The organism is Galbibacter pacificus, from assembly GCF_029603165.1.
In the GTDB taxonomy this organism is placed as follows: Bacteria; Bacteroidota; Bacteroidia; order Flavobacteriales; family Flavobacteriaceae; genus Galbibacter; species Galbibacter pacificus.
This window is the reverse complement of sequence record NZ_JAQSVC010000002.1, coordinates 317,312-341,869: the sequence shown is the minus strand read 5'-3', so window position 1 is coordinate 341,869 and position 24,558 is coordinate 317,312. Positions and strand designations below refer to the sequence as shown.

The 24,558-nt window shown below is 37.5% G+C and carries 23 protein-coding genes; 10 read left to right on the top strand and 13 right to left on the bottom strand.

Annotation, left to right across the window (positions count from 1 at the left end; genetic code table 11):
• The first annotated feature begins 209 nt into the window (after positions 1-209).
• Entirely contained in the window at positions 210-800 is a 591-nt protein-coding gene (locus tag PSF86_RS05960; RefSeq protein ID WP_277899143.1) for a helix-hairpin-helix domain-containing protein, read from the top strand.
• A gap of 104 nt (positions 801-904) precedes the next feature.
• On the opposite strand, the gene bcp is transcribed toward PSF86_RS05960, so the two are convergent.
• Positions 905-1,360, bottom strand: a complete 456-nt coding sequence (gene bcp, locus PSF86_RS05955; protein WP_277899142.1) for a thioredoxin-dependent thiol peroxidase — start codon at positions 1,358-1,360, stop codon at positions 905-907.
• A gap of 54 nt (positions 1,361-1,414) precedes the next feature.
• On the opposite strand from bcp, the gene PSF86_RS05950 reads away from it, so the two are divergent.
• The gene (locus PSF86_RS05950) at positions 1,415-2,080 is read left to right on the top strand and encodes an endonuclease III domain-containing protein (protein WP_277899141.1); all 666 of its coding nucleotides are present in this window, start codon (positions 1,415-1,417) and stop codon (positions 2,078-2,080) included.
• Positions 2,081-2,108: 28 nt separating this feature from the next.
• Here PSF86_RS05950 and PSF86_RS05945 read toward each other — a convergent pair whose 3' ends face one another.
• Both PSF86_RS05945 and PSF86_RS05940 read right to left on the bottom strand, forming a co-directional pair.
• Positions 2,109-2,252, bottom strand: a complete 144-nt coding sequence (locus tag PSF86_RS05945) for a hypothetical protein (RefSeq protein WP_277899140.1) — start codon at positions 2,250-2,252, stop codon at positions 2,109-2,111.
• Positions 2,253-2,306: 54 nt separating this feature from the next.
• A complete protein-coding gene (locus PSF86_RS05940; protein ID WP_277899139.1) occupies positions 2,307-2,888 on the bottom strand; it encodes an RNA polymerase sigma factor in 582 nt (193 codons plus the stop codon).
• Between the two features lie 237 nt (positions 2,889-3,125).
• Here PSF86_RS05940 and uvrA point away from each other — a divergent pair, with 237 nt between their 5' ends.
• The 3 genes from uvrA (at position 3,126) to PSF86_RS05925 (ending at position 8,808) form a co-directional block, all read left to right on the top strand.
• Positions 3,126-5,903, top strand: coding sequence for an excinuclease ABC subunit UvrA (gene uvrA, locus PSF86_RS05935; protein WP_277899138.1), 2,778 nt, complete (start codon positions 3,126-3,128; stop codon positions 5,901-5,903).
• Positions 5,904-6,195: 292 nt separating this feature from the next.
• Entirely contained in the window at positions 6,196-7,092 is an 897-nt protein-coding gene (locus PSF86_RS05930; protein WP_277899137.1) for an IS982 family transposase, read from the top strand.
• Positions 7,093-7,617: 525 nt separating this feature from the next.
• On the top strand, positions 7,618-8,808 hold the full coding sequence (locus PSF86_RS05925; RefSeq protein ID WP_277899136.1) for a hypothetical protein: 1,191 nt from the start codon (positions 7,618-7,620) through the stop codon (positions 8,806-8,808).
• A gap of 49 nt (positions 8,809-8,857) precedes the next feature.
• Here PSF86_RS05925 and PSF86_RS05920 read toward each other — a convergent pair whose 3' ends face one another.
• The 4 genes from PSF86_RS05920 to PSF86_RS05905 are packed head-to-tail and all read right to left on the bottom strand — an operon-like array spanning position 8,858 to position 14,391.
• Positions 8,858-10,321 carry a lipopolysaccharide biosynthesis protein gene (locus PSF86_RS05920; protein ID WP_277899135.1) on the bottom strand — a complete coding sequence of 488 codons (1,464 nt, stop codon included), beginning with the start codon at positions 10,319-10,321 and terminating at the stop codon, positions 8,858-8,860.
• Positions 10,322-10,323: 2 nt separating this feature from the next.
• Complete coding sequence (locus PSF86_RS05915) at positions 10,324-11,595, bottom strand: glycosyltransferase (RefSeq protein WP_277899134.1); 1,272 nt, start codon at positions 11,593-11,595, stop codon at positions 10,324-10,326.
• 54 nt (positions 11,596-11,649) lie between these two features.
• A complete protein-coding gene (locus PSF86_RS05910; RefSeq protein WP_277899133.1) occupies positions 11,650-14,103 on the bottom strand; it encodes a YfhO family protein in 2,454 nt (817 codons plus the stop codon).
• Between the two features lie 15 nt (positions 14,104-14,118).
• Complete coding sequence (locus tag PSF86_RS05905) at positions 14,119-14,391, bottom strand: DUF4834 family protein (protein ID WP_277899132.1); 273 nt, start codon at positions 14,389-14,391, stop codon at positions 14,119-14,121.
• A gap of 209 nt (positions 14,392-14,600) precedes the next feature.
• Here PSF86_RS05905 and PSF86_RS05900 point away from each other — a divergent pair, with 209 nt between their 5' ends.
• Together PSF86_RS05900 and PSF86_RS05895 are read left to right on the top strand one after the other, a co-directional pair.
• Positions 14,601-15,581 carry a transporter gene (locus PSF86_RS05900; RefSeq protein ID WP_277899131.1) on the top strand — a complete coding sequence of 327 codons (981 nt, stop codon included), beginning with the start codon at positions 14,601-14,603 and terminating at the stop codon, positions 15,579-15,581.
• 6 nt (positions 15,582-15,587) lie between these two features.
• Positions 15,588-16,706 (top strand): GTP cyclohydrolase, encoded by a 1,119-nt coding sequence (locus PSF86_RS05895; protein WP_277899130.1) that lies wholly within the window; start codon positions 15,588-15,590, stop codon positions 16,704-16,706.
• 71 nt (positions 16,707-16,777) lie between these two features.
• Here PSF86_RS05895 and capB read toward each other — a convergent pair whose 3' ends face one another.
• From capB to PSF86_RS05870, 5 genes are all read right to left on the bottom strand, one after another.
• Positions 16,778-18,040, bottom strand: a complete 1,263-nt coding sequence (gene capB / locus PSF86_RS05890) for a cysteate-C-fatty acyltransferase (RefSeq protein ID WP_277899129.1) — start codon at positions 18,038-18,040, stop codon at positions 16,778-16,780.
• Between the two features lie 90 nt (positions 18,041-18,130).
• Positions 18,131-18,991, bottom strand: coding sequence for an SDR family oxidoreductase (locus PSF86_RS05885; RefSeq protein WP_277899128.1), 861 nt, complete (start codon positions 18,989-18,991; stop codon positions 18,131-18,133).
• Positions 18,992-19,019: 28 nt separating this feature from the next.
• Positions 19,020-19,886, bottom strand: coding sequence for a cupin-like domain-containing protein (locus tag PSF86_RS05880; protein WP_277899127.1), 867 nt, complete (start codon positions 19,884-19,886; stop codon positions 19,020-19,022).
• 27 nt (positions 19,887-19,913) lie between these two features.
• A complete protein-coding gene (gene capA / locus PSF86_RS05875; RefSeq protein ID WP_277899126.1) occupies positions 19,914-20,954 on the bottom strand; it encodes a cysteate synthase in 1,041 nt (346 codons plus the stop codon).
• Positions 20,955-21,023: 69 nt separating this feature from the next.
• Complete coding sequence (locus PSF86_RS05870; protein WP_277899125.1) at positions 21,024-23,156, bottom strand: S9 family peptidase; 2,133 nt, start codon at positions 23,154-23,156, stop codon at positions 21,024-21,026.
• A 61-nt stretch (positions 23,157-23,217) separates the two neighbouring features.
• Between PSF86_RS05870 and PSF86_RS05865 the strand changes: the two genes are divergently transcribed.
• From PSF86_RS05865 to PSF86_RS05855, 3 genes are read left to right on the top strand one after another with little or no spacing between them, the layout of a single operon-like run.
• Positions 23,218-23,541, top strand: a complete 324-nt coding sequence (locus PSF86_RS05865; RefSeq protein ID WP_277899124.1) for a YbaB/EbfC family nucleoid-associated protein — start codon at positions 23,218-23,220, stop codon at positions 23,539-23,541.
• Between the two features lie 49 nt (positions 23,542-23,590).
• Positions 23,591-23,770 (top strand): thioredoxin family protein, encoded by a 180-nt coding sequence (locus tag PSF86_RS05860; RefSeq protein ID WP_277899123.1) that lies wholly within the window; start codon positions 23,591-23,593, stop codon positions 23,768-23,770.
• Positions 23,771-23,773: 3 nt separating this feature from the next.
• A complete protein-coding gene (locus PSF86_RS05855) occupies positions 23,774-24,031 on the top strand; it encodes a hypothetical protein (protein ID WP_277899122.1) in 258 nt (85 codons plus the stop codon).
• An 89-nt stretch (positions 24,032-24,120) separates the two neighbouring features.
• Here the strand turns inward: PSF86_RS05855 and PSF86_RS05850 are convergent, their stop codons facing one another.
• Positions 24,121-24,522, bottom strand: a complete 402-nt coding sequence (locus PSF86_RS05850) for a DUF1214 domain-containing protein (protein ID WP_277899121.1) — start codon at positions 24,520-24,522, stop codon at positions 24,121-24,123.
• Positions 24,523-24,558: the final 36 nt, after the last annotated feature.

Below are 24,558 nucleotides of genomic sequence, written 5' to 3'. Positions count from 1 at the left end.
TAAGTATCATCCATTTTGGATAAAGAATTAATTATTTTAAGGCTTCCATGTTTAATATGGAGGCCTTTTTTTAGTTCTTGAAACAATAAAAACGTCACATATATTATCTATCAGCCTTATTCATCAATTTAATTATCTCAATTTTATTAAAATTAGTCAGTAATTAGTATTTTTATATACCCAAACTAATATTTAATGATTACTGAATAATGATAAAACTTACCCTTTTTCTCCTTCAAATAGACAGCACACCCCTTTTTAAAATAGATAATAACAACCACTTGTATATTTTTATTGCAGGACTGGTTATAGCATTTATTATAGGGTACAGAATTGGATATTCCATAAAAAAACATGCCCATAAAAGTGAACTGGAAAAATGCATGCTCGAAAAAACCAGGCTTTCCAATCATTTAAAAAAAGAACCCCTTTCCTTCACTGAAGACAATACCATTAAAGCAATTCAAACGCGCGGAAGAAGCGGCATGGCCTTGGATACAGATATTAAGGTAGCTACTGTAAAAAAACAAAAAATCACAAAAAAACTGGATTTCTCTAAAATTGGTGTCGCCACCGAAGCAAACAAAGACGATTTAAAGCGTATTGAAGGGATTGGCCCTTTTATTGAAAAAAAACTAAACAGTATTGGTCTTTTTAAATACGATCAACTTAGCAGATTAACCGATGATGACATTGAAGTAGTAACGGAGCTTATCGAGTTTTTCCCCGGCAGGATCAAAAGAGACGATTGGAAAGGGAAAGCACAAAAACTTAAAGAAGAAAATACTAAAAAGGTATAGCAGGGTTTTCTTTAACTATTTTATCGGAAAAATTAATCAAAAAATAAATCCCGGAACAAACTTAAAATTTTTCCGGGATTTATTTTTTTTATACCAATGGAAGATTATCCTTCAAGAATTTGTGCGGCATGGTCCTTGGTCTTTACTTTATCAATTACGCGCTCCACTACTCCATTTTTATCAATAATAAAAGTTTTTCTGTGAATTCCGTCGTATTCCCTGCCCATAAATTTTTTACGCCCCCAAACTCCAAAAGCATTGATCACCGTTTTATCTTCATCAGCTAGAAGCGGAAAGGGAAATTCGTATTTATTTTTAAAATTAGTTTGCCTCCTCTGGGAATCGGCACTAACGCCAAGCAAATTATATCCTTTTGCCTTTAACTCTTGATAGTTGTCCCTCAAATTACATGCTTCGGCGGTACAGCCGGGCGTGCTTGCTTTTGGGTAAAAAAATACAATGAGTTTTTTTCCTTTGTAATCGGCCAAGGTTATGCTATTTCCATCTTGGTCCTTTGCCGTAAATGCAGGTACTTTGTCTCCTGCTTGCAGTGTATCCATAAACAATTTTTTATTTGTAATATGTTCGGTTATTTTTGTCTAAAATTACAAAAAATGACCAAAGCAGAAAAGGTTGACTTTATCAGGAACACATTAAATAGCATATATCCCACGGTACCAATCCCTTTAGACCATACAGATCCATATACGCTTTTAATTGCCGTATTGCTTTCTGCACAAAGTACAGATGCGCGCGTTAACCAAATAACCCCGTTATTGTTCAGCAGGGCTTCGAACCCGTACCAAATGGTGAAATTGTCAATAGACGAAATACGAGATATTATAAGGCCCGTGGGGCTATCGCCTATGAAATCTAAAGGAATATACGGGTTGTCCCGTATTTTAATCGATAAATACAATGGAGAAGTCCCCGCAGATTTTGAAGCTTTGGAATCGTTGCCTGCCGTTGGCCATAAAACGGCCAGTGTAGTTATGTCTCAAGCTTTTGGCATTCCTGCTTTTCCAGTTGACACCCATATCCATAGGCTGATGTACCGATGGGGCCTGTCTAACGGGAAAAATGTAACCCAGACCGAAAAAGACGCTAAAAGGCTGTTCCCAAAAGCATCGTGGAACAAGCTTCATCTGCAAATTATTTATTATGCACGGGAATTTTCACCGGCACGGGGCTGGAATCTTGAAAAAGACATTATCACAAATACTATCGGTAGAAAATCGGTGATTAAGGAATATCAGTCCAAAACTAAAAAGACCCGCTAAAATATTAGCAGGTCTTTTCAGAAAAAGTTTAATTGAGTAAGGACTCAAATTCATACTCTTTGTACTTCATAACACTTAAAGCCTTAGAATAACTAAGTAAAAATTCAATAGTTGATTCTTTGGGATTTAATAAATCTGATTTTGATTCTTGAAAAGTGTAAAGTTTAGCCATGCCCCAAATTTTTATAATATATTTAAATAACGGGGCTTGCATATTAATATTGTGCTAGTTTGTTAAAACTATGTTATTCTTTTCTACCATCTTCCTCAAATTAATTATTGCATAACGCATTCTTCCCAAAGCTGTATTAATACTTACGTTTGTTTGTTCTGATATTTCTTTGAAGCTCATGTCTTTGTACAAGCGCATGATAAGCACCTCTTTCTGGTCTTCCGGCAATTCGTCTATAAGCTTTTTTACATCGGTCTCCACTTGATTTTTAATAAGTTGCTTTTCAGCATTCAAAGAAGGGTCACCAAGCACGGAAAAAATATTAAAATCGTCGCTGCCTTCAAATTTGGGCATCCTGGAGCTCTTTCTAAAATGATCTATTACAAGGTTATGGGCAATGCGCATAACCCAAGGCAAGAATTTACCTTCCTCGTTGTAATTACCTCTTTTTAATGTTTTAATGACTTTAATAAAAGTGTCTTGAAAAATATCTTCAGTAATATCCCTGTCGTAAACTTTTGAAAATATAAAACTATAAATCCTGTGCGAATGTCTGTTAATTAAAATTTCCAATGATTTTTCGTCGCCTTTTATATAACTCGCCACTAAGGCAGAGTCTTGAAGAATTTGCTCCATACAATTACTTTTTAATAATAAAACACCAATCCCCATCAGGGATGCGCTTTGTTAATTCATTAATTTTTAAAAAGTAATCTTATGATATAGGCGTTCGTTTTAGCAATGATAGGCACCAAATATAATATTTTTCTTAAAAAAATCACAAATTTTTTTCTCAAAAGCTCAATTTTCTTTTTAACCCCCAACTTCTAAAGCTGAAATTAGATTGTTATCTTTGTGGTTTGTTTTATTGTTATGACAGATATTTCTACTGTAAATCCGAAGGAAAATATTATAATTAAAGGGGCCAAACTTCACAACCTAAAAAACATCAATGTTGTTATTCCCCGAAACAAACTGGTTGTAATTACCGGGCTTTCCGGTAGCGGGAAATCCTCTTTGGCCTTTGATACGCTTTATGCAGAAGGACAGCGCCGTTATGTAGAAAGCCTTTCTTCGTATGCGCGTCAATTTTTGGGCCGGCTTAACAAACCCAAGGTAGATTATATAAAAGGTATTGCTCCTGCCATTGCCATAGAACAAAAAGTAAATTCCACCAATCCCCGGTCTACCGTTGGGACTACTACCGAAATATATGACTATTTAAAACTCTTGTATGCCCGCATAGGCCGCACCTATTCCCCTATTTCGGGCCAAGAAGTTAAAAAAAATACCGTTACCGATGTTATCAATTTTGTAAAAAGCTTCGAGGAACGTAGTAAATTGTTGTTGTTGGCCCAAGTACATATACCGGAAGATAGAAGCGTTTTAAAAACACTGGAAATATTATCGCAACAAGGCTATGCCCGAATTAAATATAAAAATGAAGTACTTAGAATTGATGAAATCGAAGAAGAAATAGGTCATGATTTCTATTTGGTGATAGATCGGATTATTGTGAAGGACGATGAAGATTTTTACAACCGTTTGGCCGATGCCGTCGATACTGCTTTTTTTGAAGGGAAAGGAAAATGTATTATTGAAAACCTTGATAATAACAAACAAACACTTTTTAGCAATAAATTTGAATTGGACGGGATGCAGTTCCTGGAACCCAACATTCATCTTTTTAGTTTTAACAACCCCTACGGAGCTTGCCCGCGTTGCGAAGGTTATGGGGATGTAATTGGCCTTGACGAAGATTTAATAGTTCCCAACACAGGATTGTCTATTTACGAAAATGCCATTTTTGCATGGCGTGGCGAAAGCATGAGCTGGTACCGCGATCAATTAGTGAACAATGCCTATAAATTTGATTTTCCTATCCATAAACCGTGGTTTGAACTATCGGAAGCGCAAAAGGAACTGGTCTGGAAAGGGAATAAATATTTTACCGGATTGACCGATTTTTTTAATGAACTGGAAGAAAAAAGCTATAAAATACAAAACCGGGTGATGCTCTCCCGCTACCGCGGAAAAACTAAATGTTCGCTCTGTAAGGGGAAAAGGCTTCGCGAGGAAGCCAATTATGTAAAAGTTGACGGGAAAACCATTACCGATTTGGTTGAAATGCCGTTGCATACCTTAAAGAATCATTTCAATGGCATTTCATTAAACGAAAACGAGATTGCTATTTCCCAGCGTTTATTAAAGGAAATCAACAATCGTTTAGGCTTTTTAAGCAATGTAGGCCTAGATTACCTCACCCTCAACAGAAAATCCAACACACTCTCTGGAGGTGAATCCCAGCGGATAAACTTGGCTACATCGCTCGGGAGCAGTTTGGTGGGGTCTATGTATATTTTGGACGAGCCCAGTATTGGACTCCACCCAAAAGATACCGAAAAGCTCATTACCGTATTACAATCTTTACGGGACTTGGGCAATACGGTTATTGTGGTGGAACACGACGAAGATATCATGAAAGCCGCCGATGAAATTATAGATATTGGCCCAGAGGCCGGAACGCTCGGTGGCGAAGTGGTTGCTACGGGAAGTTTTGGAGAGATTGTAAAATTAAACTCGCTTACCGCCAAATACCTAAGCGGTAAAGACCAAATTACGGTGCCGGGAGAACGTAGAAAATGCAAAAACTATATAAAAATAAAAGGCGCGCGCGAAAATAACCTTAACAATATAGATATTACCTTTCCCTTGAACACCTTAACCATAGTTACAGGTGTCTCGGGAAGCGGTAAAAGTACGTTGGTAAAAAAATTGTTATACCCCGCTATTTTAAAAGAAACCGGCGGATATGGTGAAAAAGCCGGGCAATTTTCGGGAATAGAAGGAGAATACGGCAGTTTGGCATCGGTAGAATTTGTAGACCAAAATCCCATTGGGCGCTCTTCACGTTCCAATCCGGTAACTTACATAAAAGCTTACGACGACATAAGAACCCTTTTTTCCAAACAAAAACTTTCAAAAATGAGGGGCTATCAGCCAAAGCATTTTTCGTTCAATGTTGATGGTGGTCGCTGCGAAACCTGTAAAGGAGAAGGCGAAGTAACCATTGAAATGCAGTTCATGGCCGATGTCCATTTGGAATGCGAGACCTGTGGCGGGAAACGTTTTAAAAAAGATATCCTGGAAGTTAAGTTTAACGATAAAAACATTGATGATATCCTCAATTTAACCATTGATGATGCCGTTGCTTTTTTTCAAAAAAACAAGGAAAAGAAAATTGTATCCAAGCTTCAACCGTTACAAGACGTAGGCCTTGGTTATGTAACCCTTGGGCAATCATCCTCTACCCTTTCCGGTGGCGAGGCCCAACGTATAAAACTGGCTTCGTTCTTGGTGAAAGGGCAAACTAAAAAGAAAACGCTCTTTATTTTTGACGAGCCCACAACGGGACTTCATTTTCACGACATAAAAAAACTGCTAAAGTCCTTTAATGCTTTAATAGAAAAAGGACATTCCATTATTGTCGTGGAGCACAACCTGGACCTTATAAAATGTGCCGATTACATTATCGACCTTGGCCCCGGCGGTGGCGAAAAGGGCGGAAATCTTGTGGCTGCAGGAACTCCAGAAGAAATTGTTAAAGTAAAGGAAAGCCATACCGGTCATTTTTTAAAAGATAAACTATAAAGTAACTCTTACTGAAATTAAAAGAGTTGAACTGAAGTATTCGTCTGAAAGTGAAATTATTGGTTCCTGTGGAGAAAAGACAACGGAAAAACTATATTTTAACGAGAACAATCTACTGGAAAGCAATTGGAAGGCTTGCGATGGCCCGGACTTGTATATAAAGTGACCATAATTGACTAATTTTTTCATAACCTGAGTTCGATTAATATTCCAGGGTGATTTTTATCATATAAAAAAAGAAATAGCCGTATATTTAATTAACTGATAACTAATAGTTTAACGGCTATTTCTTATGATAAACTTTGATGAAATTACGGATATTTTTTGTCTTGCCGACGAGTTTTGCCAACAATTCACCCCTTTTCTTGAAAAACACAGCATTGGTAACAAGCCCAAACGGCCGCCTACCATGTCAAAGAGCGAGATCATCACCATCATGGTCATCTTCCACCTTAGCGGGTTCCGTTGCTTCAAGCACTTTTACATTTATTATGTGCAAAAGCACATGAGGCCCGAATTCCCCAATACCGTTTCCTATAACAGGTTTACCGAACTTATGCAGTCCAACGTCCTGCCCCTTGCCATGTTCCTGAAAACATGCTGTATGGGCAAGTGCACGGGCATTTCCTTTGTGGACTCCACCGCCGTGAAGGTCTGCAAGAACAAGCGCATCAAGCGAAACAAGGTGTTCAGGGAACTGGCACAAGTGGGCAAGTCCACCATGGGGTGGTTCTATGGGTTCAAACTACACTTGGCCATCAACGACTGCGGCGAGATCCTGAGCTTTACCATTACACCGGCCAACGTGGACGACCGTGAACCGTTGAAGAGCGAAGGGTTCTTGCGGGGCATTTACGGAAAACTCTTCGGCGATAGGGGCCACATATCCAAACAACTGGCCGAAATCCTGTTCGTGGACGGCATCCACCTGATCACCCAATTGCGCAACAACATGAAGAACAGCCTGATGACCCTGTCGGACAAGATAACCCTCAGAAAACGCTCAATCATAGAGACCGTCAATGATGAACTGAAAAACATGTGTCAAATCGAACACTCAAGGCACCGTTCCGTGGGGAATTTCTTTACCAATCTCATCGCTGGGCTTATTGCCTACTCCTTCTTCCCGAAAAAACCTTCGCTCAAATATCAAAATGCATTGGTAACCAATCAGATAAACGCTTTCTGATTAATCGAACTCAGGTTCATATGTATTAACAACAACGAACCCTCACCTATTTTAACACATTAAAAACCAAATATTTAGTTAAAATTACGCTATGCTCATTTTTTGGCATACTGTTTGAATCAATCCAATTAAATTTCATAGTTGAATTTTTTTTGGTTGGTTAGTTGAGAAAACTCCGCATTCTATGCATAGCATAAGCGGGGTTTTCTTGTTTTTGGCAACTTCATCAAAAAAAGTTTTAGATGATACTTTTTTAGTGGTTTGCTGTGTTATTTAAACTGCCATCTATTTTTTGGGTTTCTAAAATTCACTTCATAAATAAAAAAATATTTTAACGGTAACATTTTCAGTAATATGCACCGCACGAATCATTCACCTTTAATTTTTGGCACGCAGTTTGATTCTTATGTAACAACAATTAATAATTACCTTACAAACCAACGAGGTTTTTATAATTAAACGAATGAAATCCGGTTAGGCCGGATAGCAATAACTCCCAATTAGCGGGAATAAAACCTAGAAATTATGAAGTATTTATATATCTTTTTTGTGTCTGTTTTTCTTGGTTCCAATCTAGGATTTGCAAGCACGGACAACAATAGCACTTATAGCCCTAGTAACGGTTACGGAGACTCCTTTATATTTGTGGAAAACGGTATTACATTTTCTGTTTTTCCCAATGGCGAATTCGATTTTTATATAGACAACCCTTCTTACATTGGGGCAAGTGTAAATACAGGGAATGTAAATATAACTTTTAACTCTGGATTTAGCTACGATGCTTATGTTCAATATGATGATTATGGGGCCGTGATTCAAATAGAGAACACTCCTATTTATTACGATTTTTATGGACGTGTTTCCAGAATTGGGGGCATTAACATCTATTATCAAGGAAATTATGTAAATAGGATTGGTGGTCTAAATATTTATTTCAATTCAAACGGCGTATACAATTACAGTACCGGATACATCAATGTATATAACAGGGTGTACGTATACAGGCCTTATTACAGATATTTTGTAAGGCCAAGACCTGCCTACTGCCTGGTATATTACCAACCATACAGGAGGTATTACAGACCTGTTAGGTATACCTATTACAAGCCATATAGAAATAATAACAGAAGGGCTTATGCCAGTGTTGGAAGAACATATCATTATAAAGAAAATAATGCCAGAAGGGCTGTATATACAAACGACAGAAGGGTAAGTGTAAGAAACGACAGGCAAGTGGCCAATAGCGTAAGGAGCAGAAGCTTGACATACGAAAAAACCAGGTCTTCTACCCCAAGTGCTAGAAATAGCAGCAATACTGCTAGAAATACCCGGAATAGTTATTCCAGGTCCACAAGCACCAATAGTAGAAATACCACCCCTACAAAAGGATACTCTAGTTCCACGAGGTATTCCAACAGGTCTTCTGCGGGAAATTCAACTGCTAGGAGTTCTGCTTCGGGAAACAGAAACACACAAACATATTCTTCAAGCTCAAGAGCTTCAAGAAGTAGCGGTAATTCTTATCCCAGCGCAAGTAGAAGCAGTTCCAGATCTAGCAGTGCATCTTCGGGCAATAACCGCTCAAAGTCAACAAACGTAAGTTCCCCTAGATCTACTTCAAGTAGTAGGTCTTCTTCTGCAACAAGATCTTCATCGTCTAGGTCTTCTTCATCTAGATCTTCTTCTGGATCAAGTAGAAGTGGCGGAAGGGGCTAATACAATTTTAGTTAAATAGTTCGTTAATAAGAGCCTGTAAGTATTGCACTTACGGGCTTTTTATCTTAATGTATTTATGGATCAAGGAATTAATATCTTCCGAAAGTTTTAACTTATAAATCATTCCCCCAAAGAAAATACCAATTAGCGCCGACTTTAATACAATGTTGATTATTGGATTAAAATTAAAGTCCCAATAATAAAAAATGGCCAACGTAATTATAATCAGCATAGCCGTTTTAAAGGTTTTAATGGTAAACGGTTGCATTTCAAGTTTTACCTTTACAAAATAAAGCTTTACCCCGTTGTAGATTGAAAAAGCCAAAAATGTTGCAAAAGCAGCCCCGTTGATGCCCCAAAGCGGGATAAATATCATATTAAGCAAAACTGTTATAAAAGCTAAAAAAACACCAAAGAAAAGTACCATCCGGTAATAATCCGAGTTAAAAATAATTGCATTGTTGTTTCCAATTAAATTGTCGAACAGCTTCGCCAAGGAAATTAAAAACACCACCGTTACCCCTCCGCTGTACTCGCTTGGCAACAACTTGTACATTTCATTAATATTCAACAAAATCAATAGAAAAATAAAGCCGCCTATAATAAATAAGTTTATGGAGCTTTTTTTATAAAGTACGTCCAGTTCCTTAAAGTTCCTGCCATTTAACAAACTGCTCGTTATTGGATATACAATTTGGTGCATCGACCTGGCGGGAACGGCAATTACAACCGCAATAAAAACGGCTACATTGTAATAGGCTATGTTTTCTATCTCTTTAAACATCCCCAGCATTACCTTATCTATATCCAACAAAACTGCTGCAATTGAACCCGCTAAAATAATAAGGAACGAGTATTTTAACACATTGCCATAATTGGCGGGCAGCTTAAATATAAATACGGGTTTTTTAAGCAAATAGGCACTTATGAGCATTAAGAGCATCCTTGAAAAATAGACGCCCATCATGGAATATATAAAGCCTTGAACCGATAAAATATTGAAAAACACCATAAACAGAAGCACCATTACCACAACCCGGTGATAAACTTCTTTCAAAAAATTTCCGTAAACCGATTTCATATTAACTTTTGCCCAAGCGTAAAAAACTTCAAAATAGGCCATGGAAAAAGCTAAAACATATATGGTCCATACATACGGTTGAAGGATTTCGTTTTTTTGAGTTAAGTAAGAAACAATCCAATCGTAAGAAACGGCTCCCAAAATCCCCACGGGAACAATAATAACCAAAGGCAATAAAAGCATGAATGCAGTAAAGGCGCTTTGCTCATTTTTATCTTTATAAGAAGTATAAAACTTTATCAATGCATTTTGAACCCCAAATGCCAAAATTGGCATCATAATATTCGACGCCGATAACAAATAGGCCACCACACCATAATAATCGTCTTTTAAAAAATTGGTATATAAAAACAAGGTGTTCAGGGCACCAATTGCAAAACCAATATAGGTTACTACGGTATTTTTGAATGTTTGATTAACTACTATGCCCATAACTAAATAATGGTTGCTAAATGCGAAGTAAGGTTTTTACGGTGATATTTTGATACACCAACCGAATTTACATACAATTTATCAGTTTTATAGGCCTCGTAACTGGAAAGTAATTGTTTCTTTAATTTATTTTTTTCTTCATAATTAAAATAAAAGCCTGTTTTTGTATCGTTTAAAATCTTTTCAACATCCCATTTTACGGGGCCAATAGCCATAATTGGCCGTTTGGAGGCCATATATTCAAATAATTTTCCGGGAATAATCCCCCGTGTCTTTTCAGCATTTATTTCTATCAACAACAGTACCTGGGAAGACCGTTGCATTTTTAACGCTTCATTATGCGAAATGTAGCCGAGAACTTCCAAATGCGCTCCAATACCACATTTTTTAATGCTTTCCAGCACATTATTACTAACTGCACCGGCTAGCCGAAGGCGAAAATCTTTGGCAAAATCATTATTTTCGCTTAGCAATTCCCCTATTGCTTCCCATAAAATTAAAGGATTTCTGCCCGACAATAACGACCCAATATGGGCACAGGTAAATTTATTGTCTAAAGAAACCGCTTCAAATTCTTCATCCAGAAAACCATTGGTAATTACTTCTATGGGCGTATTGGTTATTGTTGAAAATTCGGTCTTAGTGGTAAAACTGGTTACTACAACCCTATTGGCGTTATCGAGAACATCCCGTTCTAGCTTTTTGTGCTTTTGTTGCGACCTGCGGCTTAATTTAAGCTCGGAATGATACCCAATATTTGTCCATGGATCTCTAAAATCTGCTATCCATTTAACATTTAGCTCCTTCTTTAAATGCAGCCCAATAAGATGTAACGAATGTGGCGGTCCCGTTGTAATAATAGTATCTATGCCCTCTTTTTGGATATACGACCTTAAATATGCCACGGATGGCTTTACCCAAAATTTTCTGGCATCAGGGATAAAGAAATTGCCCCTTATCCATAACAGCATCTTTTCCATAAAAGACTGTTTTTTTGAAGTTATGATGCCTTTACTGATTTGTTGGGTCTTCTTTTTTGAAAAGATTGAAGCCAATTTATAGGGTTCGAATATAGGTTGCTTTATCACCTTTACTTCTTTTGGTACTTCGGCTACAAATGAAGCATCTTCCATTGGATATTCGGGGTTTTCGGGTACATATACCACCGGTGTAACTCCAAATTGGGGTAAATATTTAGCAAAGTTTAACCAACGTTGTACTCCCGGCCCACCCGCGGGCGGCCAGTAGTATGTTATGATTAATACTTTTTTCATTCACTAAAATTAAAAGAATTGTTAGGTCTATCTCAACAAGAAAGGTGTTTCAATTTAGGCCTCTGTTTCCTTTGTATGTTTATAACCGTAAAAAATTCCGCCCAGTAACAATAAAAACAATAACACGTTACTTGCCAAGGTAATTGTACTTCCTGTTTTTACCACCTGCGGATCAAACTTAAATACAATTTCATGTGTCCCGGCCGGTATTTTTAGCGCCCTTAATGCGTAATTAACCCTAAATTCATCGGTTTGTTGGCCATCAATGGTTACTTTCCAGCCATGTGGATAATACATTTCAGAAAAAACGGCCACTCCTTCATTTTTATTGTTTGCCTTATACATAAGCATATTGGGCTTGTAATCCGTAAGCTCAATAGTTGCCGTAGAATCTACATGGAAACTTTCCGGGGCAATTTCAGAAAATTTAGATTTGTCAAAAACAGCAGTTGTTTTTACATTCAGGCTGTCCAGCGCACCCATTTCTTCATTGGCAGAATTTGTAGCTTTTAATTCATTGACAAACCAAGCAGATCCGTTTGCATACGGGTTTTTTGCAGGATACAATTCACCTTTGTCATTTGGCCTTATAATATACTTTACATTAAGCATATTTAGCACGGCAACATTGTTTTTGGCTATTTGGTATTCAAATAAATCTTGCAAACGCATAGGCTTTCCTGCATGATAACCCCCTATGGATTTATGTAGAAACGACGTAGAAGCCCCGTTGATGCTCTCTTGGGTATTAAAAACCCGGTAATATCCTTTATCTTCAAGTATTTGCTTGTCTATTGCGGTAGTTGGAAAGGGATTGTCCAGATACCTGGCCGAAACAAAATCGTCTTGGTTTACATAACGTTTGTCCACTCCTACCAAATCTATCAAGATCAATACGCCAACTATTAAAAGTGCATAGTTGGTTTTTAGTTTTTCTTTCATTAATAACCAAACAGCCGCGGCCGCCAATGCAACTAAAACAAAACTCCTAAACAGATCTTTTGTATACAAGGCCGCACGGTCTTCCTTAATACTTTTCATTAACTGGTTAAGTCCCATTTGGTCAAACTGCTGACGGTAGTACGCATCGTTTACATGAGAAAAGTCGAGCGTTCCCTTGACCAGAAACAGCCCAACTAAAGTACCCAAAGAAATTAGCACGCTCCACTTCAAGGCATTTAGTTTTTCCTTTTTTTCTACGGAAGTGTCTAAAAGTTCTTTCAACCCCAAAATTGCCAATATGGGAAAACACAGCTCAAGGAGTACCTGTATGGAAGTAACCGCCCTGAATTTATCGTATAATGGGAAGTAATCAATCATAAAATTGGTCAGCAGGTTAAAATTATGTCCCCAAGACAAGGCCAAAGAGATTAACGAGCCTATTAACAGCCACCATTTAAGCTTTCCTTTCAACAGAAATAAACTAAACACAAACAAGAAAATTATAATTGCTCCAATATACGCAGGTCCCGCAGTACCGGGTTGAGCACCCCAGTACATCATATGCGCCGCTTGGCCTTCAACAAAGTCTTTTGCTTGCGCCGGAGGCACACCTTGTTTTGTTAAATACTGATATGTATTGGAGTTATCGCCTATTTTTTCATCGTTTCCACCGCCCAGTAGTCTCGGCACGTATAAATCCAGCGATTCAAAAAGTCCATAACTATACTGTGTTATATATATTTTGTCTAGTCCGCTTGTGTTTTCTTTTGGAGATCCGTCGGGGTTAATAGTTAAGTCGCTTATTCCCCTTGTGCTCCATTTGGCATATTCCTGCGTGGCCATTAAATTGGTAGCATTTGTAGCCACCGCCAAAATTACCGCAACTGCCAAAATACCTATAGTTTTAAAAAAATGTGGCAACTGTTTTTTCTTAAAAGCATCTATAAGAAATACAATCCCCATTACCAAGACCAACAAAAATAAATAATATGTCATTTGGTAGTGATTGGCATTTATTTCCAGGGCCATTGCAAAAGCGGTAAGCAAAAAACCAGCTATGTACTTTTTTTTAAATGCAAGTAAAATTCCGGCCAGCACAAAAGGAAAATAGCCAATGGCATGCGCTTTGGCATTATGCCCAACCCCTAAAATAATAATAAGGTATGTTGAAAAACCAAAGGCCAATGCCCCTATTCCAGCCAGTTTCCAATCTACATTAAGCATTAAGAGCAATATGTAAAAACCAATAAAGTATAAAAACAGATAATCTGCCGGACGGGGCAGAAAACGTATGGTTTTATCCAGTTTTTTTATATAGTCGTGTGGGTAATTGGCTCCTAATTGGTAAGTTGGCATCCCCCCAAAGGCACTGTTGGTCCAATAGGATTCTTCTCCTGTTTTTTCTTTGTAATCGTTGCGTTCTTTGGACATTCCAATATATTGCGCAATATCACTTTGAAATATTTTTTTGCCTTGAAGAACCGGAGAAAAATATATTAATGAGGCTAAGATAAAAACTAAAAATACCACAATATGTGGTACTATTTTCCTTAATTGGTCAGTCATTAAAGTTAAATTTAGTTAGTCAATTTCTTCAAATTCAATATATTCTCCAACTTTTTCTGAAGATTTTTTTGAATCAGTATTTTGTGGTTTTTTATCAATTACTGTTTCCCCTTCCCTATATTGCTGTGCTTGTTTATGTTGCTGTTGCTGTTGCCCAAATTGTTCGCCAAATTTCTTTTCCATCTTCTTGGAAGCATACTTAAACAAATATGGTCCAAAAAGGCGGGACAAGATTTTAAACCCGTACCAAACAAAAAGTATGATTAAGATTGTTCTTAATAACTGCATTGAATTCTATTTTGAAAATACTTTCAAAAATACAATAGATTAAGCGTAAAACAGGATATAAAACCTTAAAAAAATAATAAAAAGTATAAAAATACGATTTCATATAAAACATTCGTCATAATTATTCTGTAAACAACATATTTTTCGGGGTCGTTTTGATATAGTTTACCTTAAAAAAATTATTTTCGTTAATTGAAAAGCAATTTAACATGAAAAAACTTTATTACTTAACTGCTATGCTTGTTACTTGTTCCCTACAAGTAAACGCCCAATATACCGATGTTATAAATTCTAACCGTCCCGGAGCATCCTACAGTGCCTTTGCCGTTGGTAAAAATGTAATCCAGGGAGAAGGTGGCTTTTATTACGAACGTATGGAACATTCTTTGCTAGAAACCGAAGCCAACCGTTATGGAATGGATTATGCCATTCGATATGGCCTGCTGTTCGAACAACTTGAAATTATTCTCGACGGTACTTTTACAAAGGAAAACATGACAAATTATTCCGTATCTCCTTCTACTGAATATTCTAGAAGCAACTTTACCAAAAACACCATTGGCGCCAAATATTTAATATACGATCCCTATAAAAATCCAGAGAAAAACAAACCAAACCTGTATAGTTGGAAGGCAAACCACCATGTACAATGGAAAGACTTAATTCCTGCGGTTGCCGTGTATGCCGGAGCCAATTTTAATTTTGGAGACAACCCGTTTTTCCCTGACGATTCGCAAATAAGCCCCAAAGTAATGATAGCCACACAAAACCATTTTACGGCAAATTGGGTGTTGGTCATGAATTTTATATACGATAAGTTTACGGGAGACGACCCCATGTTTAACTACATAATTACCCTTACACATGCTTTTACCGACCCCCGTTATTCCATATTTATAGAAAATCAAGGATATAAAAGCGACGCATATGCCGATGGGATTTTTCGGGCCGGTGCCGCTAGGCTGTTTAATAAAAACTTGCAGGTAGACGCATCCATGGGTATTAATATAAAAGATACCCCATCCCGTTTATTCGGTTCCATTGGGATTTCCTACAGGCTGGACCGCCATGTAGATCCACGGCCTAGAATAGACAATGTTTCTGATGAAGACAAGGAGTTTATTAAGGAAGCCAAGAAAAAACGAAAAAAGAATAAAAATCCATTTGAAGAAATCGATATTAATGATTAAGAATATATGATTGAAGTTAAAGAAGTAACTACTAAAAAGGAGCTGGAACAATTTGTAAAGTTTCCGTTTGAACTTTACAAAGATTCCGAAAACTGGGTGCCGCCAATTATAAAAGAAGAACTTAACAACTTCAACAAAGACAAAAACCCGGCTTTTAAAGATGCAGAAGCCTGGTTTTTCCTTGCCCATAAAAACAATAAAATTGCAGGCCGTGTATGCGCTATTATTAATTGGAACGAAGTAAAAAAGATGGGCAACAGCAAACTTCGTTTTGGTTGGTTTGATGCCATTGACGATCCAGAAGTCAGTAAAGCCCTTTTCGACAAGGTTTTTAGCATTGGAAAGGAAAAACAACTGGAGTATATTGAAGGGCCGGCAGGATTTTCCAATATGGACAAGGCCGGGATGCTTATTGAAGGATTTGACCGGATTGGCAGCATGCCCACCAATTATAACTTTGAATACTATCCCGGACTCGTGGAGCAATCGGGATTTGAAAAAGAAGTTGATTGGAAGGAATATGAAATTGTTGTTCCAGAGACGGTTCCTGATAAGTTGGCCAAATTTTCAGAATTATTACTGAAAAAATATAGGCTAAAGCTACTTGAGATTCCAAATACAAAGACCTTATTGCCTTATGCCGAAAAGATTTTCGATTTAATGAACCGCTCGCATCAGCATTTAGAATCTTTCACACCTATCAAGCCATACCAAATAGAACATTACAAGAACAAATACTTAAAATTTTTAGACCCCGATTTTGTTGTTCTTATTGCTGATGAAGATGATAATTTAGTTGGATTTTCCGTAATTATGCCTTCGTTTGCAAAAGCGCTTCAAAAAGCAAACGGAAAACTTTTTCCTTTTGGTTTTTATCACTTATTGAAAGCACAAAAGAAAAACGATAAAGTTACACTGCTATTAATTGGCATTGCACCCGAATACATGCGAAAAGGGTTAACTGCCATTATTTTTAATGAAACCTATAAAACATTCTTGAAAAAAGGAACCAAAGTAATGGAGACCAATCCAGAGTTGGAAACCAACAACCAAGTACAGGCACTTTGGAAAGATTACAATCCACAGCTTATAAAAAAGTGGAGGACTTATAGAAAGTATTTATAAGATAGAAGTTTAAAACACAAAAAATCCGCCTTATCGGGCGGATTTTTTATATGTTATAAATATATTCTTTCTTATTTATCGCCCATGGCAGCTTCAACTGCTGCAGAAAGACGTTTGTAAGTTCCGTTTTCCAATCGGTCGCGAATAGCCGAAAATGCTTCTAAAGTTGCATTGATATCGTCCATGGTATGTGTTGCGGTAGGAATCATCCTAAGTAAAATCAACCCTTTTGGAATTACCGGATACACCACAATAGAGCAGAAAATTCCGTAATTCTCCCTCAAGTCTTTCACTAGAGCCATTGCTTCGGGAATACTTCCGTTAAGGTAAACTGGAGTTACACAACTTTGTGTGGTACCAATATCAAAACCCCTTGCTTTTAGTCCATTTTGCAATGCATCTACATTTCCCCAAAGTTTTGCTTTTAGTTCTGGCATGCTCCTTAGCATGTCCAAACGCTTTAAGGCTCCTTTTACAAAAATCATGGGCAATGACTTGGCAAACATTTGAGAGCGCAAATTGTATTTTAAGTAATCTATTACTTCCTTGTCTCCTGCCAAAAATGCACCGATACTTGCCATAGATTTCGCAAAAGTTGCAAAATAAACATCTATCTGGTCCTGTACGCCTTGTTCTTCGCCTGCTCCTGCTCCGGTTGCGCCAAGTGTGCCAAATCCGTGGGCATCATCGACTAGCAACCTAAAATTAAATTTTTGTTTTAGGGCAACAATTTCTTTCAATCGTCCTTGCTCGCCACGCATTCCAAAAACACCTTCAGAGATGACAAGAATACCTCCCCCGGTCTGTTCTGCCATTTTAGTGGCGCGTTCCAGGTTTTTCTCAAGGCTGTCCATATCATTGTGCTGATAGGTAAAACGTTTTCCCATGTGTAAACGCACACCGTCTATTATACAAGCATGCGAATCTACATCATACACAATAATATCATCTTTGGTAACCAGTGCATCGATGGCCGATACCATTCCCTGATACCCGAAATTAAGTAAATACGTAGCTTCTTTATTTACAAACTGTGCAAGCTCGTTCTGTAATTGTTCATGAAGGTCGGTGTGCCCGCTCATCATCCTGGCACCCATTGGATAGGCGGCACCATGCTCGGCAGCAGCCTCGGCATCGGCCTTTAATACTTCCGGATGATTGGCAAGCCCAAGGTAATCATTGATACTCCAGGTAATTACTTCTTTCCCATTAAACTTCATTCTATTTGAAATATGTCCTTCCAATTTTGGAAACACAAAATATCCCTCTGCCTGAGAAGCCCATTTTCCTAATGGCCCTTTGTTCTCAATAATCCTATCAAATAAATCTCTCATGTAAATGGAGGTTTTCTTTTAAAATTTGAAATAAATGTTAAATTTACAGCACGCAAAAGTAACGAAATTTAAACTCTTATCATAAAATATTTACTTTTCTTCTACAAGTTTTTTAAATTGCTTTTGAAACATTTTATCTAAAAACTTATCAGGAAAAACATGAATTGCCAACCAAAATAACCATTTTTTTGGGGCTACCAAATATCTTGTCTTTTTTTTCTTTCCTTCAAAAATTCCGTAGATTAAATCCGAAACCTTACTGGCGTCCAACGCTATACTTTCCATTCCCTGTACGGCCTTGTCCATATTGTCGTAAATTTTTTCATAAGGAGTGCCTTTGTATTTGTTTACCTGTGTTGATGCATCGGCTTTTGCTTTGCTCCATATTTCTGATTTTATGGGCCCGGGTTCTATTACGGTAACGTTTATGCCAAAGTCAAGCAGTTCGCGCCTCAATCCGTCAGAAATTGCTTCCACGGCATATTTTGAAGCAGAATAAGGAGCCATGAACGGTCTGGTAACCCGTCCAGAACCACTACTTATATTTATAATCCTGCCTTTTTCCTTGTTTGTATTGAACCCCAATAGTGGAAGAAAGGCCTGCGTTACCCGTAAAACCCCTAGAACGTTAATGTCCAACTGGTTTGAAAATTCTTCAACGGGAATATAAGCCAAAGGGCCGTTTACAGAAACCCCGGCATTGTTAACAAGGCAATGCAGGGAAGCGCCTCCTAAAACTCCTTCAACTTCAATAACGGCTTTATTTATGGCCACTTGATCCACAACGTCAAAAATCAACGGAAAAAAATTACCGCCCAATGCCGTTTTTAGTTTTTCTACATCTTCTTTTTTACGCACGCTGCCAAAAACCCTAAACCCTTTGTCTAAAAAAAGCTTGGCAGTACTGTATCCTATTCCCGAGGAAACTCCGGTAATCAATATGTTTTTCATTTTTTGTTTTTTCTGATGAAGTTCTTAATTATAATTCCAACTTAACTTCATTCATTGCTTTAATGGCATTCTGCTCGGCCTTATTGTCTTTATACTCCTTCCATTTCTTTCCGGCTATGTAATTCATGCCGTTGTCTACGGTAAACAAACGTATGAGGTTTGTTAACCCCTGAGCCTTGGTCTTTATGGAGTTATTGGCCCGTAAGGCTAGCGAATATCCCCCTTCGGAATAATACACATAGTGCCACCACAGTCTTGGAATAAATAGTGTTTCCCCGTGTTCTATTGTGGCCTCGTAGCCTTTTGCATATTTAAACGCAGGGTATTTCTCCAGATCGGGATGAAGCACATTTACGTGCGAATGGTTGGTAAATGGTAGTTTATACAATAATTGTGATTGGTCTGGATGGTACAAATAGACTTTCTTTTGTGTTTGAAAATGTGTTAAAAACACATGAGAGCAATCTATATCGTAATGCAGGTTTAATGCAGAGCCCTTGCCCCCAAAAAACATTAATGCAAACTTAAAAAAGCCATCCATTATCGTTGGCGTTTCGTAATCGTTTGCTAATTCGGGTGCCCGTTTCATTATTTGAAAATTATGAAATCTAAGGCTTGTTGGTTTGGTTTCTATAATATCCAGATAATCGCTAAATTTTTTATATGAAACCGGTTTCATATAACCATTCCCGGGGTTATGATAGGAATCATCATACATAGGAATTTCCCAATCTCCGTAATTTTCTTTAAAAAAGTCAAAAGTCCACTTCGTAGTCGCTTTCCAATTTTTGGCTAAATCTTTAAATACTACAGGTGTATTGGTTGAAAGATATTTTTCTTTAAATTCCTCCTTGGTGATGTTCTCTACTTTATCAACCAAATTGAAATTTGACATTGCTTTTTTATATTTTAATTTTTTCTTTTACTTTATATACTCTATTTTTTGTGTTTCTTCTGTGTTCACAGAATCAAAGAATCCTTGGGCACGCATCCAGTCGTCGCTATAAATTTTGCTCATGTACCTCGACCCGTGATCAGGGAAAATCATAACTACATTGCTGTTTTTATCAAACTCGCCTTCTTCGGCCAGTTGTTTAACGGCCTGCATTACAGCACCGCTTGTATAACCAACAAAACAACCTTCGGTTTTAGAGATTTCACGGGCAGTATGCGCGCTATCTTCATCCGTCACTTTAACAAATTTATCGATGATGTCAAAATCTGTTGCCGTGGGGATTAAATTTTTACCAAGTCCTTCTATTCTATATGGATAGATTTCATCGGCATCAAATTCCTTGGTTTCATGGTATTTTTTAAGCACGGAACCATAGGCGTCTACACCAATAATTTTAATGTCCGGGTTTTTCTCCTTTAAAAAACGTGCCGTTCCAGATATAGTTCCGCCTGTACCACTACATGCAACAAAATGCGTAATCTGGCCTGCTGTTTGTTCCCATATTTCAGGTCCAGTAGTCCTGTAATGTGCATCTATATTAAGCTCGTTGAAATATTGGTTAATGTAGACCGAACCTTTAATTTCTTCGTGCATACGTCTTGCAACTTGGTAATACGACCTGGAATCGTCTGCGCTAACGTGGGCCGGACAAACATATACTTTGGCACCCATTGCACGAAGCATGTCTATTTTATCGGGAGACGATTTAGAGCTTACCGCCAAAATGCAATCGTAGCCCTTTATAACGCTTACCATTGCGATACTGAATCCCGTGTTTCCAGAAGTAGTTTCTATTATGGTATCGCCGGGTTTTAAAACTCCCTTGCGCTCGGCTTCTTCTATAATGTGTAGTGCAATTCTATCTTTACTGGAATGTCCTGGATTAAAGGCTTCTACCTTAGCATAAAAATTTCCGATAAGATCCTGGGTTATTTTCTTTAGTCTTAGAAGTGGGGTATTCCCTATTAAATCTAAAACATTATCGTAAGCTTTTATCTTTTCTTTCATAAAAATTTGGTTAGATACAAACTTGTATTGAATTCCTCCAAACCTTGCAAATTTAGTTATTTTTTTTAATTACTCTTGGATTCCTTCCAAATCTAAAAGGAAAGCATATTCTTGAGCAACCTCTTTTAAAGCTTCAAATCTTCCCGAAGCTCCGCCATGGCCTGCATCCATGTTTATTTGAAACAACAGCAGGTTATCGCCTTTTTTAACATTTCTTAACTTTGCCACCCACTTGGCAGGTTCCCAATATTGTACTTGGGAATCGTGCAGCCCCGTAGTGACCAATAAATTTGGATATACTTTTGCTTCTACGTTATCGTAGGGCGAATAGGATTTTATATAATTGTAATATTCCTTGTCGTTCGGGTTTCCCCACTCATCGTACTCGCCTGTTGTAAGTGGTATGGACTCGTCCAGCATCGTTGTAACCACATCTACAAAAGGAACTGCGGCTATAACCCCATTATACAGCTTTGGTGCCAAGTTTACAACGGCCCCCATTAAAAGGCCTCCTGCCGACCCGCCCATTGCGTACATATGTTCTGGCGAAGTGTAATTTTCTTCAATTAAGTATTTTGTACAATCTACAAAATCGGTAAATGTGTTCTTTTTTGTAAGCAGTTTTCCGTTCTCATACCAGTTTCTTCCTAAGTATTCCCCACCACGGATATGGGCTATGGCGTATATAAACCCTCTATCCAGCAATGACAACCTAACGGATGAAAAATAGGGGTCGATCGTAGCGCCGTACGATCCATATCCATATAGCAGTAATGGATTTTTACCGTTTTTCTCGATACCTTTTTTATAGACCATTGAAATAGGGATCATGGTCCCATCGGAAGCTTTTGCCCAAACCCTTTCTGATGTATAATTGTCTTTGTTAAACTTTCCGCCAAGTACTTCTTGCTCTTTTTTAACCACTTTTTCTTTGGTTATCATATTAAAATCAATGGTACTTGCCGGGGTGGTTATAGAATTATATACGTAACGCAATGTATCTGTGTCGAATTCCAAATTAGTCGATGTAAATGCCGTATAGGTCTCGTTATCGAACGGGATATCGTAATCGGCCGTGTTGTCCCACCGCTTTATGTGTATTTTGTTCAATCCGTTTGTGCGCTCGCTTACTACCAAATAATCCTTAAATATATCGATGTCCTCCAACAGAACATCATCCCTGTGCGGAATTACTTCTTCCCAGTTTTCCTTGGTTGTTTTATCAACTGGAGTTTTCATCAATTTAAAATTGGTGGCCTTATCGGCATTGGTAATAACGTAAAAAGAATCATCATAATGAGCAATACTGTACTCTAATCCTCTTGTACGGGGCTCAAAAACTGTTAATTTGCTGTCCGGCTTATCGGCATCCAAAAAGCTATATTCTGATGTAAGTGTACTGCTGGAACCAAAAACTATATATTTTTTAGATTTTGTTTTATACACAAAAGCATTAAAAGTTTCATCTTCTTCAAAATACACCAACTTGTCTTCCGGAGATTCCTGCCCGAGCACATGCTTGAATATTTTATCAGAACGTAGTGTTTGTTCGTCTTTACGGGTATAAAACAAGGTTTTGTTATCGTTTGCCCATGTACTTCCGCCGGTGGTATTTTCTATTTTTATGGGAAGTATCTCCCCGGTTTCCAAATTTTTTACTTGCAGGATGTATTTTCTTCTGCTTAACGTGTCTACTCCAAAAGCAGCCAATTTATTATCCGGACTTATATTAATGCTCCTTAAATTAAAAAACGAATGCCCTTCTGCCATTTTATTGCAATCAAACATAACTTCTTCTTTTGCCCCTTCTTCATCTTTCTTCCTTAAATAAATTGGGTAGTCCTTCCCCTCTTCATACTTTGTAATATACCAATACCCATTATATCTGTACGGTACAGACTCGTCGTCTTCCTTAATGCGCCCTTTCATCTCCTTGAACAGCTTTTCTTCCAAAGAATCTGTATGGGCCGTCATTTGCTTGTAATATTCGTTTTCCCGCTCCAAATAATCTATTACTTCAGGGTTTTCACGCTCGTTCATCCAATAATAGTTGTCTATCCTAATATCCCCATGTTTTTCTAGGTTCATTGGTTTTTTTTCAGCAATAGGTGGCATTATTTCTTTCATTTCTTTTTGTTCTTTCTTTTTACAGGAAGTCGCAAAAATAAGACATAGAATAAGAATGGTTGGCTGTATTTTCATATAATTTTAGTTAATAATTATGACCTAATTTAGTAATTTTGTCGATATAAAATAAAAAAATATGTTTGGAGACTTCATGGGAATGATGGGGAAACTTAAAGAAACCCAGCAAAAAATAGAGGAAACAAAAAAAAGACTTGACACGGTAACACTTTCGGAAGAAAGTGCTGATAAATTGATACATATAACCATAACGGCCAATAGGGAAATTAAATCTATTGAAATAAACGATGAACTTTTAAAAGATAAAGAACAACTGGAAGATTATCTTGTTCTACATGTCAATAAAGCAATAGCACAGGCCACAAAGGTAAACGAAACCGAATTGGGTGCCGTGGCCAAGGAAGGGATGCCGAACATTCCGGGAATGGACATGTTTAAATAATTTTTATTTTTGGCTTGATGTTTGCCATTGATTGAATAAAACAAACGAAATGAAATTTTTTTCAATACTTTTTTTAGCCATAAGCCTTCTGCTAGCCGAGACATCTCCTTCGGTTAATTGGTTGACCGATTACCCCGAAGCAAAGGCCATTGCCAAACAGGAAAAGAAAAACATCTTAATGTATTTTACAGGAAGCGATTGGTGCGGCCCATGCAAAATGCTAAAGTAAGATTTGTTTGATACAGACAAGTTTAAGGAACTTTCTAAAAATTATGTACTGGTTAAAGTAGATATTCCCCGAAGAATAGACATTATAACACCCGAGCAATTAGAAAAGAACAAAGAATTGCTAAAAAAATATAATTCCCAACAGGCATTTCCCAAAATTGTGTTTTTAAACCATCGAGGGAAAAAAATTGATGAAGTCGAAGGTTACAATTCTTTACGGGACCCCCGCAATTATTTCTCTAAAATAGAGAAAAACCAATAAAAAGGTTTCAGCTTTAATCAAGCCAACCCCTCGACTTTTCTGTATCCAACAGGCAAGCAATTACTTTAGGCATTATTAGCAAACGATTTTTATTTCTTTTCTATATTTGGCAATACCCAAGAGTTGTCATACCAGCTTTCTTTTGGTCCGTAGACTCTAAACCATACAAAATAAGCTTGTTTATGATTGGTCTGTATCCAATTCTTATCGGCTACTCCATTAGGTTTTTCAGGGCTGAAATAAGGTTTTATAGAGCCGTCTTTTTCTTGTTGAATACCTTCTATGTTAGAATTTACTCCCCATTTATATTGTTCATTTAATACCATAGAATGGTATTTAGCATCGTATAAAATAACCGACCAAAAATTGGTTTCAGGTACATTAGGTGGAATTTCCATCATGTAAGTGTTGCTTCCATTTAGCCATTGTCCTTCACTGTCTTTGGTTGCTGTAATATATTGTGAACCTGCTCCTTTGGGTGCCTGGGTCATTCCTTTCGAATTAAATGTAGCTTGATATGCCCAAAC

What these genes read in the sequence shown, in the direction of transcription:
- PSF86_RS05880 (WP_277899127.1), bottom strand. Translation starts at nt 19,886, where the DNA reads ATGTCAAATTTCAATTTGGTTGATAAAGTAGAGAACATCACCAAGGAG.
- PSF86_RS05860 (WP_277899123.1), top strand. Translation starts at nt 23,591, where the DNA reads ATGAAATTTTTTTCAATACTTTTTTTAGCCATAAGCCTTCTGCTAGCC.
- PSF86_RS05925 (WP_277899136.1), top strand. Translation starts at nt 7,618, where the DNA reads ATGAAGTATTTATATATCTTTTTTGTGTCTGTTTTTCTTGGTTCCAAT.
- PSF86_RS05900 (WP_277899131.1), top strand. Translation starts at nt 14,601, where the DNA reads ATGAAAAAACTTTATTACTTAACTGCTATGCTTGTTACTTGTTCCCTA.
- PSF86_RS05905 (WP_277899132.1), bottom strand. Translation starts at nt 14,391, where the DNA reads ATGCAGTTATTAAGAACAATCTTAATCATACTTTTTGTTTGGTACGGG.
- PSF86_RS05960 (WP_277899143.1), top strand. Translation starts at nt 210, where the DNA reads ATGATAAAACTTACCCTTTTTCTCCTTCAAATAGACAGCACACCCCTT.
- uvrA (WP_277899138.1), top strand. Translation starts at nt 3,126, where the DNA reads ATGACAGATATTTCTACTGTAAATCCGAAGGAAAATATTATAATTAAA.
- PSF86_RS05945 (WP_277899140.1), bottom strand. Translation starts at nt 2,252, where the DNA reads ATGGCTAAACTTTACACTTTTCAAGAATCAAAATCAGATTTATTAAAT.
- PSF86_RS05930 (WP_277899137.1), top strand. Translation starts at nt 6,196, where the DNA reads ATGATAAACTTTGATGAAATTACGGATATTTTTTGTCTTGCCGACGAG.
- PSF86_RS05940 (WP_277899139.1), bottom strand. Translation starts at nt 2,888, where the DNA reads ATGGAGCAAATTCTTCAAGACTCTGCCTTAGTGGCGAGTTATATAAAA.
- PSF86_RS05950 (WP_277899141.1), top strand. Translation starts at nt 1,415, where the DNA reads ATGACCAAAGCAGAAAAGGTTGACTTTATCAGGAACACATTAAATAGC.
- PSF86_RS05910 (WP_277899133.1), bottom strand. Translation starts at nt 14,103, where the DNA reads ATGACTGACCAATTAAGGAAAATAGTACCACATATTGTGGTATTTTTA.
- PSF86_RS05850 (WP_277899121.1), bottom strand. Translation starts at nt 24,522, where the DNA reads ATGACCCAGGCACCCAAAGGAGCAGGTTCACAATATATTACAGCAACC.
- PSF86_RS05885 (WP_277899128.1), bottom strand. Translation starts at nt 18,991, where the DNA reads ATGAAAAACATATTGATTACCGGAGTTTCCTCGGGAATAGGATACAGT.
- capB (WP_277899129.1), bottom strand. Translation starts at nt 18,040, where the DNA reads ATGAGAGATTTATTTGATAGGATTATTGAGAACAAAGGGCCATTAGGA.
- PSF86_RS05870 (WP_277899125.1), bottom strand. Translation starts at nt 23,156, where the DNA reads ATGAAAATACAGCCAACCATTCTTATTCTATGTCTTATTTTTGCGACT.
- PSF86_RS05895 (WP_277899130.1), top strand. Translation starts at nt 15,588, where the DNA reads ATGATTGAAGTTAAAGAAGTAACTACTAAAAAGGAGCTGGAACAATTT.
- PSF86_RS05915 (WP_277899134.1), bottom strand. Translation starts at nt 11,595, where the DNA reads ATGAAAAAAGTATTAATCATAACATACTACTGGCCGCCCGCGGGTGGG.
- PSF86_RS05865 (WP_277899124.1), top strand. Translation starts at nt 23,218, where the DNA reads ATGTTTGGAGACTTCATGGGAATGATGGGGAAACTTAAAGAAACCCAG.
- capA (WP_277899126.1), bottom strand. Translation starts at nt 20,954, where the DNA reads ATGAAAGAAAAGATAAAAGCTTACGATAATGTTTTAGATTTAATAGGG.
- bcp (WP_277899142.1), bottom strand. Translation starts at nt 1,360, where the DNA reads ATGGATACACTGCAAGCAGGAGACAAAGTACCTGCATTTACGGCAAAG.
- PSF86_RS05920 (WP_277899135.1), bottom strand. Translation starts at nt 10,321, where the DNA reads ATGGGCATAGTAGTTAATCAAACATTCAAAAATACCGTAGTAACCTAT.